A 17,581-nucleotide genomic window follows, 5' to 3' on the forward strand; every position below is an offset into this window, starting at 1 on the left:
TATGAACAGGTATATATGGTGTCTTGTATTTGTCTGCTATACTATATCGGGATGGGGACAATCGCTGCAGGATGAGAAGATCGTAGCAGATGCGACGGAGCAGCTCCGCTATTTGGTAGAATATACGGAACAATTGGTGCAAGATTCTACACGGGTCTCACCACGCACGTTGGAAAACGGTGAACTGGAATTGGTGCGGAGGGGCGACTGGACCAGTGGTTTTTATCCGGGCATCTTATGGCAAATGTTTGACTTAACGAGGGACGAACAGTGGAAAGATTGGGCACAAACGGCTACGGCGAGAATAGAAAGAGAAAAAGAGAATGGACGAACGCATGATATGGGCTTTAAGGTGTATAATAGCTTTGGTAAAGGTTATCAGTTGACAGGTGATAGTCATTATCGAGAGGTCATTGTGCATGCCGCGAAGACACTATCTTCGCGATTCAATCCCACCGTAGGCTGTATCCGTTCTTGGGATCATAATGCGGATAAATGGCAGTTTCCGGTGATCATTGATAATATGTTGAACTTAGAACTGTTGTTTGCAACGACGAAGCTAACAGGGGATTCGACCTATTATCAGATGGCCGTATCACATGCCGGCAAAACCCTTGAAAATCATTTTCGAAAAGATGGAGGCAGTTATCATGTTGTTGATTACGATCCTAAGACGGGTGAGGTGAAGCATCGGCACACTCATCAAGGCCATGCGCATGAGTCGACTTGGGCTCGTGGGCAAGCTTGGGCAATATATGGTTTTACCATGTGTTATCGTGAAACTGGAGAAGAACGCTTTTTGAAGAAAGCGTTGGCTCTTTTTTCTTGGTTGTCAGAAAGGCTACCGGAAGATGGTGTAGCCTATTGGGATTTTGATGTGCCTACTATTCCTAAGGAGCCGCGAGATGCGTCTGCGGCCGCTGTTATGGCATCCGCATTATACGAACTGGATTATCTGGTTCCCCATAAACCTGCATTGCGGGAATTAGCCGATCGTATCATGACTTCTTTGACAGATAGCTATCGAAACGAAAAGGGAACTAGTAGTGGGTTTCTTCTGGGACATAGTACAGGATCCAAACCGCATCATTCAGAAGTGGATGTACCGTTGATCTATGCCGACTATTATTATTTAGAAGCACTGTTGCGTAAAAATGGAAAATTTTGAGTAATTTAACGCCTTGGCGTTATCCTGCCATGAGCTAACGATGAAGATAATCCTGAAAATACTGCTGTTATGCCTCGGTTTGATGAGTAAGTTTTTACTTGCACAGCCTTTTGCTGATCAAGTAAAGTTTGTTCATGTTTCGACAAAAGATGGGCTGTCCCAGAGTACCATTTTTGCAATAACGCAGGATCATCTGGACCTCATGTGGATTGGAACACGGGACGGGTTAAACAGATATGACGCTCATCGGTTTGTTACATATAGAAATGTACTTTCTGATAGTACTTCATTGTCCGATAATTATGTAACAGCTGTTTATGAGGACAGTGATAATAGGCTTTGGATAGGTACAGGACAAGGTATTAATTTGTATGATCGGAAATCTGATCGATTTGTGCGAGTGCCGCTTGTCGGGGGAGGAGCGCCCCAACCCTTTATCTACGCTATCGATCAGGACCGTAATGGTAATGTCTGGTTTTGTTCCAGTGCAGGCTTGTTTTTATTAAAATCCAACCCAGAAAATCAACTACAATGTTTCCTGATCTTCAATGGTAGAAACATTGCTGGGCAAACTTTTCCTCCAGGATCGGGAAACGTCCAGCAGATTTATCAGGATAGCCGAGGCCGACATTGGCTGAGCACGACAAACGGCGTATATGTATTCGAAGGACTTTCTAGACAGTCAAATCCCAAACTTATCTATAATATCCAGCAGCGGAATGGAATATTAAACAGTGCTGATGTCCGTTTTGTCTACGAGATGAAACCTGGAATATTTTGGATGGGCACAAAAGAAGGAGGAATTAATGTGTATGAGGAGGAGAAAGATACGTTTTGTTACATCACAAATGACGGGCTTGCGGGAAACCGGCAGATTACATTGAGTAGTAACGACGTGCGGAGTTTAGTTCGCGATAGGCAAGGTGGATACTGGATCGGAACGATCAATGGATTAAACTATTACGATGAAAAGCTCGGTTTTGTTACCTTCTTTAAAAATGAGCATGATACGTATTCATTAGCAGATAATTCAATCCGTCCTATCTTTCAGGATCGACGAGGCTCGATATGGGTAGGGACATATTACGGCGGAATTAGTATTTTCGATCGGGATCTGGCAAAATTCCGACATTATGGGAAAAACGGACAAGATGACCATTTGTCTTACAGTGTTGTGAGTGGTATTGTACAGGATCGTCAAGGTGGATTTTGGATTGGCTATGAAGGTGGTGGGTTGGATTACATGACGATTGACAGACGGGTGAAACGACATTATAAACATAAACGAGAAGACCAGCGCTCCTTGACGAATAACCATGTGAAACATATTTATCTGGATAGCGAGGATAATCTATGGGTGGGAACGTACACCGGTGGTTTAAATTTGCTCAAGAAAGACGCGCAGGGCTTTGTGCATTATAAACATGATCCAGACGATATATCCTCCTTATCTAATAATAACGTTTATTCAATTACGGAGGATAAATCAGGAAATCTCTGGATAGGAACTTATGGTGGCGGATTGAACGTAAAGAAAGCGGGAACGGAAGGGTATTTTGAAAGTTATCGATCTACCGGTAAGGAGCAATATCGCTTAGGTTCTGATCTGATTAGAATCGTTTATCTAGACAGCCGCGAAAACTTATGGGTAGGAACGGAAGATGGATTATATGTCAAATGGGCAGGAACAGATCGTTTTGACGTCTTTCATCCCCAAGCGGATAATCCCCATAGCATCAGCGGAAATGTTATATTGAGTGTCTATGAAGATGAAAAGGGGAGGCTATGGATAGGCACATCTATGGACGGTTTGAATGAATTTCGATATGCCACGAAAGATTTCAGAAGAATAGGAACCGCGAACGGGCTTCCGGGAAATAATGTCGTTGGAATAGCGGAAGAAGAAGGTATATTATGGTTGAGTACGAACAACGGTATTTGTGCTTTCGATCCGTCGACAGACGAGATTGTATCGTATAATTTAAAGGATGGACTGCACGGAAATGAATTCTCTGTTGGAGCAGTATGCCATAGTCGGGAAGGTGAGCTTTTGTTGGGCGGTACACATGGGATTACGGCTTTTTACCCAGGTAAAATCTCCCGTAGTCGTTTTCGCCCCAAAATGATTTTTTCTGAAGTGCGGGTACACAATAAAGTGCTGCTCCCTGAAAGTAGTCAGCTATCGAATCAGCATATTTCGATGGCAAAAGAAGTTCTATTATCACATCGGGATAACAATGTGAGTATAGACTTTGCCACACTCAATTATATTACGCCAGAGAAGAACAAATATGCTTATCGGTTGGACGGACTGGAAGAGGATTGGAATTATGTGAATGTGCCAACAGCTACGTATACAAACTTGCATCCGGGAACATACGTTCTAGAGGTGAAGGGAACGACAAATGACGGTGTGTGGTCGGAAGAGGTCGGAAAACTCCGACTCGTTGTTTTGCCGCCTTGGTGGGCTACGTGGTGGGCATATACGGCCTATATTGGAACCTTTTTGGTACTGCTGCTTATGGTTTGGCGGTTTTTCCATACCCGGAGAGAACTGAAGTATCAGTTGCGTTTAAAACAACTAGAGGCCGCCAACGAGAAAAAGATGGCGAATATAAAAGCAAATTTTTATACCCACATATCTCACGAATTGAGGACGCCTTTAACATTGATTCTAGGACCGGTGCATCAAATGCTTTCGGAAACGCCAGAAAATGATTCCCGTCGGTCAACGTTACAAGTGGTACGGCAAAACGCGCAGCGGCTCTTGCGTTTGGTCAACGAGCTGTTGGACAGCCGTAAAAATGAATTGAATCTGGTACGGTTAAATGTTGGTGAATATCCGTTACTTGATCTTGTTCAAGAGGTGTTAGCTTCTTTTCAGGAAGAGATTCGAGCGAAGCGTGTTGCTATCGAATTGAAGTATAATGAGCCGGTTCCGGTTGTTTGGCTGGACTATACGCAAATGGAAAAAGTCTTCTTTAATCTCTTGGGTAATGCATTGCGCTTCGTGCCACAAGGAGGCCGGATTTGGATCCATCTATCGGTGGCAGCCGAAATATCAGGAAAAGGAATTGTACGTGTGGAGATTGGCGACAATGGCCCAGGCATTATGGAAGAAGACTTGCCTTTTATTTTTGAGCTCTTTTACCAAAGTAAAAGCTCATTAGCGACTAAGAATCGGTATGGTAGCGGCTTAGGCCTGGCACTCACACGAGATATCATCCACCTACACGGTGGAAAAATTAAGGCGAGGAGCCAGCACGAGGAATCAGCAACGGAATCATTTACGGTCTTTACAGTAGAGATACCTGTTGGAAAGATACATTTCGATGGCGATAAAGTTGATTTTATCGATACGGTGAAGAAGGAAGCCAATATGGAGCTGCCGGAAAAGGCTCCTATGGATTTTCTGACCAATGGAATAGTAACTGACGAGCCGAGTGTTGAAAAAGAAACAGCTCCGGCATTGGTACTTGTGGTAGACGATAACGAAGATATTCTGCAATTCTTGCAACAGGAACTGGCCAAGGAATACAAGGTCGTCACTGCGTGTGACGGCGAACAAGCTTGGGATATTGTACGTGAGAGACTACCTGATGTGGTGATCTCCGACGTCATGATGCCTAACATGGATGGTGCTTGTCTGACGAATTTGATAAAGAGCAACGAAATGACAGCTCACATTCCAGTCATACTGCTCACGGCATTGAGCTCGGAGGAGGATATGCTAGTAGGAATGGGCGCTGGATCGGATGACTACCTAACCAAACCTATACACCTGGACTTATTGATGATCAAAATCCAAAACATTCTCTATACGAAGAAGAGTGCTAGGCGTTGGTTTATCCGTAAATATATGCTAGCTACGGAGGATAAAAGGAGTGAGAAGCCAAATGAAGAACAGTTGTTCTTAAATCGCATTATCAACATTATTGAAAGTCGGTTGTCTAGTGAAGATCTCAATGTAATGCAATTGTCGTCTGAGTTGGGTATGAGTAGACCTGTACTGTATAAAAAGATTAAACAACTTACAGGGATGAGTATCATAGAACTGATCAATATGCTACGTTTGAGGCGGGCGACAGAGCTTTTCGATCGCGAATCATTAGGAATAAGTGACATTGCTTACCAAGTAGGTTATTCGGATCCGAAATGGTTTAGTAAAACCTTTAAATCGTATTATGGTATTACGCCGAAGAGATTTGCGGAAATGGCGCCGGCGGAAAAAGCGCGGATTATCGACGAACACAACCTATTTCATATTTTTCATAACCGTAACTAGAGAAATTATCTAGATGGAGTCTGTAAATTATAAAATAAATAAGCCTCGAAGCAATCGCTTCGAGGCTTTTACATAAAACTAATAAAGATAGTGCTACTCTGCAGCAACGACTGCAGGCCATAGTGGATTCTGAACGAGTAGCTGGCCTTTACTTTTGTTGATCTCGTTTTGGGGAACAGGATACCAATAATACTGCTTCAACCAACGACGCTCTTCCAGGCGGGTACGACGATAATAGGAATCTGACGAACCGAGATCACGTATCGGGGTTGTTTCATTACCGATAGTCATGGGGACGTTGTCGAATCCGTTCATATTCATGCCGTGCATACGCGTAATATCACCGTCTACGCCGCCCTTTTCCGGCTGATTGGAAATCTCTGGATCAGCGATCATCCAACGACGTATATCAAACCACCGCTGTCCTTCGCCGACCAGCTCCGCACGTCTTTCCTGTACAATGGCCTTAAACTGCGCTTCTTTGTTTCCGATGACCCCGGTTTTTGATCCGTTTATTTGCATCTCCTGATAACCGGGTATGCCCGCTCGCTCCCTTACTCTATCAATATATTCGATGATTCGGGCATCTCCCGGATTAGTTTCGTTCAATACCTCCGCATAATATAGATAGAAGTCTGCCAGACGTAATAATATCGAAGGTCTTGACCAGGAAGTATATACCGTGTAGTTCGTTCCGTTTACCGTGATAGATGTCCGTCCTTGGGCAATGCGCCGATGCTTGAATTTGTAGAATAAGTAACCCGCGCGAGGCCAGTTTTCACCACCGGAAATACCAGAAGGTTTCCCACGTCCGTACCATTGACGGTAAACCCCGTTAGGATTATTGTGCTCATTAGCGTGGATATGCCAGCTTTTGCCGTTGTATCCTACAGCAGCATAGAGCCGCGGTTCCCGGTTGGCATACATATTGAAAACATTAGCATCCGCATGATTGTTGACATGGGTCGGATTATTAACGGTCGTAAAACCATCTTCGCGGTAACCCGACCCGTTGTCATAAATCGACAGTCCATTGTTCATAAAGAATGCATCGACCGACTCCTGGGAGATACCGATATTCGCAAAGTTGGTTGGGTTTGCATATAAATCTACTGGATTGGAACGACGTTCCTGTGCGTTGGGATTACTGTATTCATTATATGCTGTCGCCCAGATGATCTCGTCATTGTATTTCTGGAATACCTCATAAACGGATTCGTGCGGATTGATGTCGCGGACACCCGGATTACCCGGATCCTCGGGATAATATTCGATGTGCAATTTATGGCCAAGACCATGTGCATAATCGAGGAACTCCTCTAAGCGGATTTTAGCCGTCTGCCATTTTTCCGGATTATAATCCGGAAACAAACGCGTGCCGTCTGTATTCGTGACGGCTAGGCTTTCTTGGAAACCACCGTTGAATAATTTGGAGGCGGCATAGGTCCACAGTTTGGCACGTAAAGCGTAGGCCAACACCAGGGTGGGGCGTACCATTTCTCCGGTGTTATAGGTAGCATTTGCTCCTTTGATGGTACTTGGTAGATTACCTGCCGAGATCACCTCGGCTAACAAGCCGTCAATATAATTGATAACATCGTTCATAGGAGCACGTGCATAATCGATACCTTGATCTTCAGGATCGGCAAGCTCGGTCACAAGCGGTACCGGACCGTACAACTCCAGTAGAGTAAAATAAGAATACGCGAGCAGGAACCGGGCTTCGTCTTTCATACGGGCCAGCTCATCTTCCGGAAGGGAGGTGCTTCCTGAACCAGCAATAGGTTGTGCTCTTTCCAGAAAAATTAATGCCTGACGAATATAGGTGTATTGCGTAGCCCAACGGTGAAAACCGGCATTACCGGCAGTATAGCCAGATACCATAATGTTGCGGGCAAAGTTACAGGCTAGCTCGCCTGAAATAGCTGACCAGGGGTTACTCATCGCATCAGCTGTTGAGGCATTTTTAGAATATTCGATGATACAATTGAAGATGTTGCCATGCCAACGTTTGGCATAGGCAGCATTCTCGAAAACTTCGTCGATTGTCAGATTTTCTGTCAACTCGGAAGCGACGTCCAGATATTTTTTACAAGACGTAGAGAGGGTTGCAGTGGCAACCGCTGTGCAAATAACAATCTTTTTTATTATGTTCATAATGCTCTGTTTTAAAAAGTTACGTTCAAGCCAAATGTCCAGGTAGAACTGATCGGATAGCGGGCTCCCGAACGGGCGGTCACTTCCGGATCCCAGAACTTAACTTTATCCCAGGTATGTAAGTTCTCGCCTTGTGCATACAGCCGTATACTGCTTAGATGCATCCGCTCCACCCAATCCGATTTGAAGGTATAGCCAAATTCAATGTTTTTCAGACGTATATAGGAAGCATCGCGATACCACCAAGTACTGGTGCGCGTATTGTTTCCGTTATTTGCTGTCCTCAGCCTCGGAAACAGAACGTCCTGGTTATAGGGATCCGTGGCTGTCCAACGGTTCATCGCTTCGTCACGTAATGCCGCATCAGTAATAGAGCGTTGGAAAGGATAGAAGTTTTCCGTTTTGCCTAACAGGTTGGTAGAAAACTGCCCTGCTCCCTGAAAGAATAAGCCTGCGCTAAATCCGCGCCATTCAGCGGCCAATCCAAAGCCATAAACAATGCCGGGTGTGATATTGGAAAAGAACCCATGTGTGTACGTTTGATCGTAGTTGTCAATCTGTCCGTCTCCGTTTAAATCGGCATAACGGATATCGCCTGGTGCCACAGCAAAACCGGGGTCGGGGAGTTCAGGCCTGAGCTGGTAGTTCTGTGCTCCAGTAGACGGGTTTTGCGTAATGAGAAAGTCATCCGGGGTGTATAGGCCTTCTGCCAAGTAAATGAAAGGCTGTCCGATACTTTGTCCGGTGTAAGCTTGATAGTGAAAAGGTTGCGGGACCTCGTCGTATTCGAGGATCTTGTTTCGCGTAAAGGTATAGTTCAGCCGTCCGCTGAGAGTAAGCTCGTTAATGCGTTGTGTGCCTGTTACGTTCATATCGAAGCCTCTGTTTTGTGTCCGCCCGAAATTCTGCATAGGGCTAACGCGGAGACCTGCTGCGGTAGGTAGTGTATTGCGACGCATTAGGATATCATGACGTTCGTTAAAGAAGAAGTCTACCGTGGCATCAATCCGGTTGTTAAATAAACCCACGTCGATACCGGCGTTAAATTTGTTTTCCTCTTCCCATTTCAATAAGGGCGTGGCATAGTCCATTTCGACAATACCTGCGCCTGGGCTGCCGGAACCTTGTCCGTTATTGGATACACCAGCACCGCCGGTCCAGGCGAAATTATAGCCGGAACTGCTTTCGTTTAGCTGTTCGCGGTAGGGGAAGCGTGAAAGATCGTTGGCCAGCACATCGTTGCCCGTCTTTCCGTAGGACGCCCGGAATTTAAGTTTGTTCACGGTTTGTTCCAATGGTGCCCAAAAATCTTCACGACTGAGCCACCAGGCAACACCGACGGAAGGGAAAACGCCCCAACGGTATCCTGCCGCAAAATTTTCACTCCCTGTCATCCCCATGCTGGCTTCCAGCAAGTATTTTCCGTCGTAACCATACGTACCACGCGCCACCATACTTTGCTTACGATAAGGCAACATTTCGATGCCATTGTTCCTGTTTTGGAATTGTCTTTCCTTTTGATAATAGAGTACCATCCCGGTCACATCATGCTTATCAAACGTACGTTTATAATCTAGGGCCGTTTCCAGGTATATATTACGTTCACCGGAGCTGCCTGCGGCAAACGGATTGGAGAGGGCTGCGCCTCCCCGTATTTGCCGAAGTACCAGATTCCCTTCTGCATCACGAGAGTCCGCGAAATAAGAAATAGCCTCTTTCGTCCGGTTTGTTCTTCCTTGCGAAAGGTTGTCAAATCCTACGATGCCGCGCCAGGATAGCCCGGGCGTAAAGTAATCAAGCTGTTGGGCTAAATGGATCTTGGACTGTAATGTAACTTCCTGATTCCGGCTATAACCCATATTGTTGAGTAAGTTGTAGGGATTGGCGCGTTCGGCAGTACCTACTGAACCCGCGGAATACACGGGGTGTTCGGAAAAACTTCCGTCTGAATACATCATCGGGAACAGATATCGTGGCGCTAAGGAAATGATACTCCACAGTTGATCTGCCGTCTGTATTGGCGCATTTTGTTTCACGAAGAAACCAGAGAGATCTACAGACAATTTGGTTGTTGATGTTAAATCCATATCAATATTGGAGCGTAGGTTGAAACGCTCGTATTTCAGATTGGCATTATAATCCTCAACGGTATTGCTATTATATAGTCCATCTTCTGTATAGTAAGCACCCGAGGTGAAAAATCGCATGCGATCTCCCCCGCCACGAAAATTGATCGTATAGCGGGACACATTGGTGTTTGGTTTCAACAATGTAAGCCAGTCCGTATTCGGATACAGATCTGGGTCTGCCCCGGTCAGATACTTTTCTAAAGTGATATCATCGTATGTCGGTAGCCAGCCTGCTGTCGGATTGCCGTCTTCATTCCAGGTGGCTTCGTTATAGAGGCTTAGGGTTCTGTAAGCATCTAAAGAGATAGGCAGACGGAGGGGTGTCCGTACAGAATGCCGCGCATCCAGGGAGATGGTTGTTTTCTGGGGTGTTCCGCGCTTGGTGGTGACCAATACAACTCCGTTGGCACCTTCCGCACCATAAACGGCGGTGGCGGCGGCATCTTTGAGTACCGAAAAGCTCTCAATATCTTCCACGGGAATATTGTTCATGTCGCTTTGGCTGCGCGGTATGCCGTCGATGATGATCAAAGGATTGGTCCCGCCCGCAAAAGAACTCACGCCACGAATCCAGAAATTGGAATCATCGTATCCTGGCTCACCGGAAGGCTGTATGGCCACAATCCCGGGCAACTGCCCCGCAATAGAGTTGGAAAGTCCTCGTCCAGTTACCGCAAGCTCTTTAGCCGTAACCGTACTGATCGAAGCGACTACACTCTCCTTTTTTTGTTGTCCGAAGCCTATAACCACAACTTCATCGATGTCTTCTGCACTTTCAGTCAACCGAATGTTGACGGTAGTTTCATCGTCTTTGAGCACATGCTCTTCCGTAACGTAGCCCACAAAGGCAAATGTTAGTTTAGCACCCGGTGTAGCGAGGGCCCTATACCGGCCCAGATTGTCTGTATTTGTTGTTTGTGTGGTTTCGCCTATTACCGTTACCGTAACACCGACAACTGGGTTTCCTTGTCCATCCGTCACAAGACCGGATATGGTTTTCTGTTGCGCTAGCAAGTTACAAGGCAGTAAGCTTAGCACGAACAGAAATAAGATATATATTTTTTCTTTCATCTTCATGATAGCATGATTTTGGTTTATTGAACGCTGATTGATACGGCTACCGGAGAAACATTCGTGTTTAAGGTAAAGACGAATGTTCTTACGCCGAGATTTCGGTTACTTCCCGTGACAATCATATTGCCATTACTTTGATTGTTGCCACTGTGAAGCATGAAACGGTCTGAGCCACCGTCAGGTGTCAGGGACATGCCAGCACCATAGAGTGTTTGTACCAGCGCCATAGGTAATACATTATCTAACGAACGGCTGTTCTGGTAAAAGGAGAAACCAGCGGTACTGCCGGATGAATTGCTCTGGAACAGATTTATGCCTGTCCTGAGCTTGAGCTCATAGATGCCATCGCCCATTGGAGCCATGGCGAAGTTGTGGTTCGGATTCCATAATGCTGGATTGCTAGTCATCGACGGTATGCCCAAGCGTGCGTCCGGTATCGAACCACCCTGATCGCCGATACCACCGTTCACCCAGATCCCACCGGTCTTGGTGACGGGGTCAAAGTCCGCAAGTGCCTCGCCGCTCATAGGTTCTATCTTGAAATATTTAAGATTTTGATCAGCGGTGATGCGGTATTTTCCCGTGATAGCCCGGAAAGTATAGGTGCCCCCGTTATCATCGAGGAAGGTCGGATCGATCCACCAGTCGCCAATATCTAATATCCCATCGAATGCTATCGTTTGACCTTGAGTAAGTTCTGTTTCAATGGTGGTCAGATTGTTTTCATAAGCGGGGAACTCCATGCCCCCGAACGATGGCGTAAGAAAGGGGCGCCCCACAAAACTGCGTATGTCGAAAGATACCGTATAGGGTGTGCCAGGGTCTCTGGCAATCTGAAACGGAATGGAATCTTGGTCTGTCGCATAAGCACTGATATTGGTGCCTCCGAATAGCATAATATTCCCGTTCTCGCCATAGGCCGGTGCCTCAATGAGTGCATTCAGCTTGGTGACGGGAAAATTATCGGTCACAGCATAGAGGTACTCTTCGCCGGAAACCGGTTCCATACGGTAATTTCCATACGCTGTTTTCAGCGTAAGGTAAGGGAATTTCGGACGATTTACCTGGATGGGGATGAGTGTTGTGGCATAGTTGAAATTTTTATTCCTGACCATTAGCTGTATTTCTGCAGAGCCGTTTTCAATATCCTTTACAAAAGGTACGGGTAATTTTCTTTGGTAAGTCCCTCCCTGATTAATGGGAATGATACTTTCTGCAATCAGCTCATCGTTACGATAAAATGATGCCTTAATTTGGTTTAGAGGATGTTGTCCGTCGACCGTGATATTAACGGGAATGCTATCGCCCATATAGGCAACGTCAACGATCTGATACGATGTGAGGCTGGGGGTGTCTATCTGGGTCTCTTCCTTACAGGAATAAAACCCTAAAATTATCCCCAACATCAGCAAAAGGTTGTTTTTCCTTTTCATATGACATTTGTTTATAAGATTAGTTGTTTTTTAGGTTTCTACTTCGGTTGAAAGCTGCGACAATATAATATCTTGCTTTCTTTTTGTGATGATAGTATGCGTTAAGTCATAGCAATAGCTGATTAGAAGTTTACATTAATTTTTTGGTTACTTGATAGTTGTAGCTAGCTGTATTTATCACCTCGTCATAACCGACGCAATGACAACGATACAAAACTAGAGAATTAGGAAATGTAAAAACAGCGTGTAGGAGAAAAGTGAGATTTGATTAGCCGTTATTAAGTAGTAACATTCTTTTTCACAGTTCTTTATGTGTTTAGTCGGTTCGGGAAAAAGTGGAGGGCAGATCGATTTGTCCACCTTTTAGATCGAATTGACACCAACGTGAAAATAGAGGGTGTATAAGGAACTTCCGGGTATTTAGGCTACTTTTTTAAGAATTTGTTTTTTTACAATAGGCTTATATATAGATTGTTGTGATTAGATGTTTTGTCGTTTGTTCTCATTTTTTTTTCAAGGTCAAATTTCATGTGTTCTTAAAGGATAAATTTGTTTGTATCAGGTTACACAGTGTTGTGTCGCCTCAACCTTATAAGAAACCCAAATATGATACGCAAAATTTTTATGCAACCTCTATGTTTTTTTTGTTTTTATAGATGTATTCTCATCTTGTTATTATCCGTGTTGACGCTGAACGTGAAAGGACAATGGTTATGGGAGGTTACTCACATGCACACGATAAAAGAACAGTTGACTTCCCTAAGCTATAACGCGGCTTATCAAAGGCTGTTACAACAAGCGGACCGAGCAATGGTTAAACCAATTTATTCCGTAACACAAAAAGAAGGAATAGCACCTAGTGGTAACCGACATGATTATGTTAGTCTGAGCCGCTATTGGTGGCCTAATCCCAAAACAGCGAATAAGTTGCCCTATATTTATAAGGATGGTCGGTCGAATCCTGAGTTGGAACAATATGATCGTAATAGATTGGGCGACATGTGTGCTGCGGTAAATACATTATCGCTGGCTTATTTTTATAGTGGAGAGGAAAAATATGCCGAAAAGGCTGTAATGCATATACGGGGTTGGTTTATGGACGTCGATACCCGGATGAATCCAAATTTGAATTATTCCCAATTTATTCCGGGGAGGAACGGTTCGAAAGGTCGGCCTGAAGGACTTATCGATAGCTACTCATTTGTAAGTATGCTTAGCAGTATACAGCTGCTTCAGGGATCGCGGAGTTATACAAAACAAGATGAAATAGGATTGAAGCAATGGTTTAAGGAATTTGCACAATGGCTTCAGACGAGTGAGCAGGGGCGGGCAGAAAATGTGGCTAAAAATAACCATGCTACGGCTTACGATGTCCAGTTGGCAACCTATCTGTTGTTTGCCGGAGATGTAGAAGCTGCGCAGAAAATTATTCACGATTTTCCGAAGAAGCGAATCTTTGCACAGATAGAGCCGGATGGAAAACAACCCCATGAGCTATGGCGTACGCTCGCTTACCATTACTCACAATATAACCTAAGCCATATGTTGGATTTGTGTGCTACCGCAAAATCCTTGGGTATTGACCTGCTCAACCAGGAATCTGCAGACGGCAGGTCGATCAGCGTAGCGATGGACTACTTGGTAAGCTTTTTGGGAAAAGACGTGGACAGCTGGCCCTATAAACAGATCAGTGGTTGGGAACAAAAACAGCGAGACGTATGTGCGGATCTGATTCGTGTATTGACGTTGGATACTTCCAAAACGCACTATCGGGAAGTATACCGCCAATATGCGGAAGAGGATATTACTGACCGTCAGCGTCTGTTGTATGGTGCGGAAGATATGGTTACTGATTTTTTATCTTTTGCTTCCTCTCAGTTACAATATGCCATGGAACGCACAGACAGTGTTTATAGCGCTTCCGATAATAAGCGAGCGATCATACCGCGATCGGTGGACAAACAAGGGAAATTAGTGCTGGTAGGTCCGCGGGATTGGTGCTCGGGTTTTTTTCCCGGGACTTTATGGTTCATGTATAAGCTTACAGGCGATACGAAGTGGCAAAAGGATGCAGATCGTTATACGCGATTTTTGGAAGGAGAAAAAGATGATCGTACTTCACACGATGTAGGGTTTAAGATAAACTGTTCGTATGGCAATGGTTATTTTCTGACCAGAGATCCAGATTATCGAACTACTATGTTACAAGCTGCAGCTACGCTCTCTAAAAGATATCATAAGCAAGTTGGCGCAATACGTTCTTGGGACTTTAATCGGGACATATGGCAATTTCCGGTTATTATCGATAACATGATGAACCTCGAGCTCTTGTTTGAAGTAGCAAGACTCTCAGGTAATGAACACTACTATCAAATAGCAGATGCACACGCCAGTACAACCTTAGCACATCATTTTCGACCCGATTATTCGTCGTATCATGTCGTAGATTACGATACTATTAGCACTGCGATAAGACAAAAACACACGCATCAGGGGTTTGCGGATGAATCTGCTTGGGCGCGAGGTCAGGCCTGGGCGCTCTACGGCTATACGATGTCTTACCGCTATACACGGAACACAGACTATTTAGAACAGGCGGAAGGGATAGCAGGTTTTATATTTAACAACAAGAATTTACCCGATGATCTGATTCCATATTGGGATTACGATGATCCGACTATTCCTAACGCTCCCCGAGATGCCTCGGCAGCTTGCATCACGGCATCCGCACTATATGAACTCGCGTCTTATAGTATAACGCATCGTCGCAAATATACTGGCTGGGCAGACCTAATATTAACTAATCTTATGCGAAAATACCGCGCTAAGCAAGGTGGAGATGAAGGTTTTTTATTGTTACATTCTACGGGGCATTATCCCCACGATAGTGAAATAGATGTACCCATTAGTTATGCCGATTATTATTTTATGGAAGCATTAGCCCGTAGAAAGGATTTGTATGCAAATCAGTAGTGCATTTTTTTTGACGATAGGGTTATTGCTGGCCGCCTGTAGACCATCTCCGCACCAAGATATAGATTTTTCTACATTCCGTAAGCACAGCCTGGACACCTTTATGCACGAAATTTGTAAGCAATACCGTATTCCCGGGATGACGTATGTTGTGATACATGGTGACTCGTTGCACAGTAACGCGGTGGGTATAAAAAACGCAAAGCAGGATGCGATGACTATACATACGCCGATTAACGCAGGAGCACTCTCCGAGCCGTTGCTAGCCTATATCGTGCTCGCCTTGGAGCGATCGGGGAATCTCAATTTGACAAACAAGATAATCGATTATCTTCCTTATTTTAAAATGGGAGGAAATGGCTATCGAAATATTACCATAGAGCATTTGTTAACACATACCTCTGGCATCGATGATTATGCGCTATTCTATGATACGCCTCGATCTGATTCGATAGCGCTAGAGATCACGACCAGAAGTATAGCGACACAATTGCCGAGATGGGAAATGCCTTATATAGAGATTCTCCGTTCGGCATATAACTATGATATTCTGGCCGATTTGTTGGAAAAATCAATCGGCAAGCCCTTTGAAGGAGAAATGCAGGAGCGAATGTTTCAACCTCTAGGTATGTTACACAGTAGCTTTACTAAGCCCGACGATGTTGCACAGCCCTTCGTGACTGAAAACTATCTAGATTATCGTTTTGTCCCCAGCGACAGCTACCCCTATACCCGAGCACATAGTGGGAGCCGAGGGTTACATACTTCAGCGCATGATATGGGACGTTGGATGTTTCACATATTACATAACGATAGATTTGCCAACCGTTTTCTGCAAGTGCGATATAGAAGTGCAAAAGAGAGGGGGATAGGTTATGGCTGGGATATCGTTACCGATGAAAACGGGATCGATAATTATTTTAAGACAACGGAATCTGGGGGTTTTAGCAATCAGATGCTCGTAATCCCGGCTAAAAATATCGGTGTTCTCATCATGAGCAATATGAGTGGTGATTTTAACCCATCGAAAATAGCCAATATGGTAGCTTGCTGGCTAGATGGCCGAACAGCATTGCATCTGCGGATACCTATCCATATTCCTATGGGAATAAAACTAAAGGAAACCGGACGGATCGAAGATGCGCTGCAGATATATGACGACTGTAAAGAAAAGCAATCAAAAGTTTATGATTTTTCCGAAAAATCATTGTTGCTGCTGGGCCAGAACGTGCTGAAGTATGAAAATAATGCTGCACTGGCTATTGATCTGTTCAAATTTTGTACAGCTATGCACCCTCATTCGGCTATGGCTTACCTTAACCTGGCGGAAGCTTATTTGTATGATAAGCAACTGGATGCGTGTCGGCAACAGATAGCAAAGGCCAATAAGGCTATCGGACAAGCTGCCAACAGTGAACATTTTGTGCGTTATCTGGAGGAAAGAATGGAAATTTTAGAAGAAATAAAGTGAAAAATTATAGAGATGAAAAAGAACGATAGAAACAGGTTTTATACTATAATGTTGGTATTGTCTGTTGTTTTTGCCGGATGTGGTAAAGATAGTGGGGACAACTCCTTTGTGCCCGATCATGATATTAAAAAACCCTCGGATAATGCCGACAATCCGGATAGCAGGACGGTGGATTTCAATAGACTGGACGGTGCCTATACAAAGGAACACGCGATCATGGATTTTGGTGCAGATATCGTTATGACCTGGAGGAATATGGATATTATTAGTAATCAGGCGAGAGTGCGCTTGCCGGCAAATACACTGTCACAAGGTAATATTGTGAATATCGATATACCTGACGGCACGGAGTATGAGCTCTCGTTCAAGGTGCGTTTTGGGGCAGGTTTCGATTGGAGCCGTGGCGGAAAAGTAGGGTTCGGATTTCATATAGGGAATGGTTATACCGGCTGTAATAAAGCGGATAACGGGTTAGGGGGTACGGCACGACTGATGTGGTACAATGCAGTCGGAACAAAAACAAACAGAGTGACCACAGGAACCTACTTCCGACCCTATGTATATTATAGGGATATGCCTGAAAATTGCGGAAACTCTTTTGGCCGGCAAAGTAAACAACTGGCCGCGGATACATGGTATACGGTTAAGATTAAGGTGAAAAGTAATACAGGGTCTAATACCGATGGGTTGGTATCGTACGAAGTGGATGGTGAGAATCTGTTGACGCAGACATTACGCTGGACCACTAACGACAATTACGCAAAGATCAAATATATAACCTTTCATTCCTTTAGGGGAGGAAGTCAGGAGTATTGGCAATCGACAACAGATGGATATATTTATTACGATGATCTGGTATATACGCGCATAGCGAATTAAAGAAAAAAAATA

General features: G+C 44.6%; 8 protein-coding genes. 5 read left to right on the plus strand and 3 right to left on the minus strand.

Going from position 1 to position 17,581, the window contains the following annotated elements:
- The first annotated feature begins 1 nt into the window (after nucleotide 1).
- Together H8B06_RS04090 and H8B06_RS04095 are read left to right on the plus strand one after the other, a co-directional pair.
- Nucleotides 2-1,168, plus strand: a complete 1,167-nt coding sequence (locus tag H8B06_RS04090) for a glycoside hydrolase family 88 protein (protein WP_190993020.1) — start codon at nucleotides 2-4, stop codon at nucleotides 1,166-1,168.
- A gap of 82 nt (nucleotides 1,169-1,250) precedes the next feature.
- Nucleotides 1,251-5,453, plus strand: a complete 4,203-nt coding sequence (locus H8B06_RS04095) for a two-component regulator propeller domain-containing protein (RefSeq protein WP_190993021.1) — start codon at nucleotides 1,251-1,253, stop codon at nucleotides 5,451-5,453.
- A gap of 93 nt (nucleotides 5,454-5,546) precedes the next feature.
- On the opposite strand, the gene H8B06_RS04100 is transcribed toward H8B06_RS04095, so the two are convergent.
- From H8B06_RS04100 to H8B06_RS04110, 3 genes are read right to left on the minus strand one after another with little or no spacing between them, the layout of a single operon-like run.
- Complete coding sequence (locus H8B06_RS04100; protein WP_190993022.1) at nucleotides 5,547-7,610, minus strand: RagB/SusD family nutrient uptake outer membrane protein; 2,064 nt, start codon at nucleotides 7,608-7,610, stop codon at nucleotides 5,547-5,549.
- Between the two features lie 11 nt (nucleotides 7,611-7,621).
- Complete coding sequence (locus tag H8B06_RS04105) at nucleotides 7,622-10,816, minus strand: SusC/RagA family TonB-linked outer membrane protein (protein WP_223857461.1); 3,195 nt, start codon at nucleotides 10,814-10,816, stop codon at nucleotides 7,622-7,624.
- A gap of 17 nt (nucleotides 10,817-10,833) precedes the next feature.
- The gene (locus H8B06_RS04110) at nucleotides 10,834-12,246 is read right to left on the minus strand and encodes a DUF5125 domain-containing protein (protein ID WP_190993023.1); all 1,413 of its coding nucleotides are present in this window, start codon (nucleotides 12,244-12,246) and stop codon (nucleotides 10,834-10,836) included.
- A gap of 729 nt (nucleotides 12,247-12,975) precedes the next feature.
- On the opposite strand from H8B06_RS04110, the gene H8B06_RS04115 reads away from it, so the two are divergent.
- The 3 genes from H8B06_RS04115 to H8B06_RS04125 are packed head-to-tail and all read left to right on the plus strand — an operon-like array spanning nucleotide 12,976 to nucleotide 17,569.
- Nucleotides 12,976-15,219 (plus strand): alginate lyase family protein, encoded by a 2,244-nt coding sequence (locus tag H8B06_RS04115; RefSeq protein WP_223857462.1) that lies wholly within the window; start codon nucleotides 12,976-12,978, stop codon nucleotides 15,217-15,219.
- Entirely contained in the window at nucleotides 15,206-16,690 is a 1,485-nt protein-coding gene (locus H8B06_RS04120; RefSeq protein ID WP_190993024.1) for a serine hydrolase domain-containing protein, read from the plus strand. The genes H8B06_RS04115 and H8B06_RS04120 overlap by 14 nt, the downstream gene beginning before the upstream one ends.
- A gap of 12 nt (nucleotides 16,691-16,702) precedes the next feature.
- Nucleotides 16,703-17,569 (plus strand): polysaccharide lyase, encoded by an 867-nt coding sequence (locus H8B06_RS04125; protein ID WP_190993025.1) that lies wholly within the window; start codon nucleotides 16,703-16,705, stop codon nucleotides 17,567-17,569.
- Nucleotides 17,570-17,581 lie beyond the last annotated feature (12 nt).

It is taken from the genome of Sphingobacterium micropteri (genome assembly GCF_014692515.1).
In the GTDB taxonomy this organism is placed as follows: Bacteria; Bacteroidota; Bacteroidia; order Sphingobacteriales; family Sphingobacteriaceae; genus Sphingobacterium; species Sphingobacterium micropteri.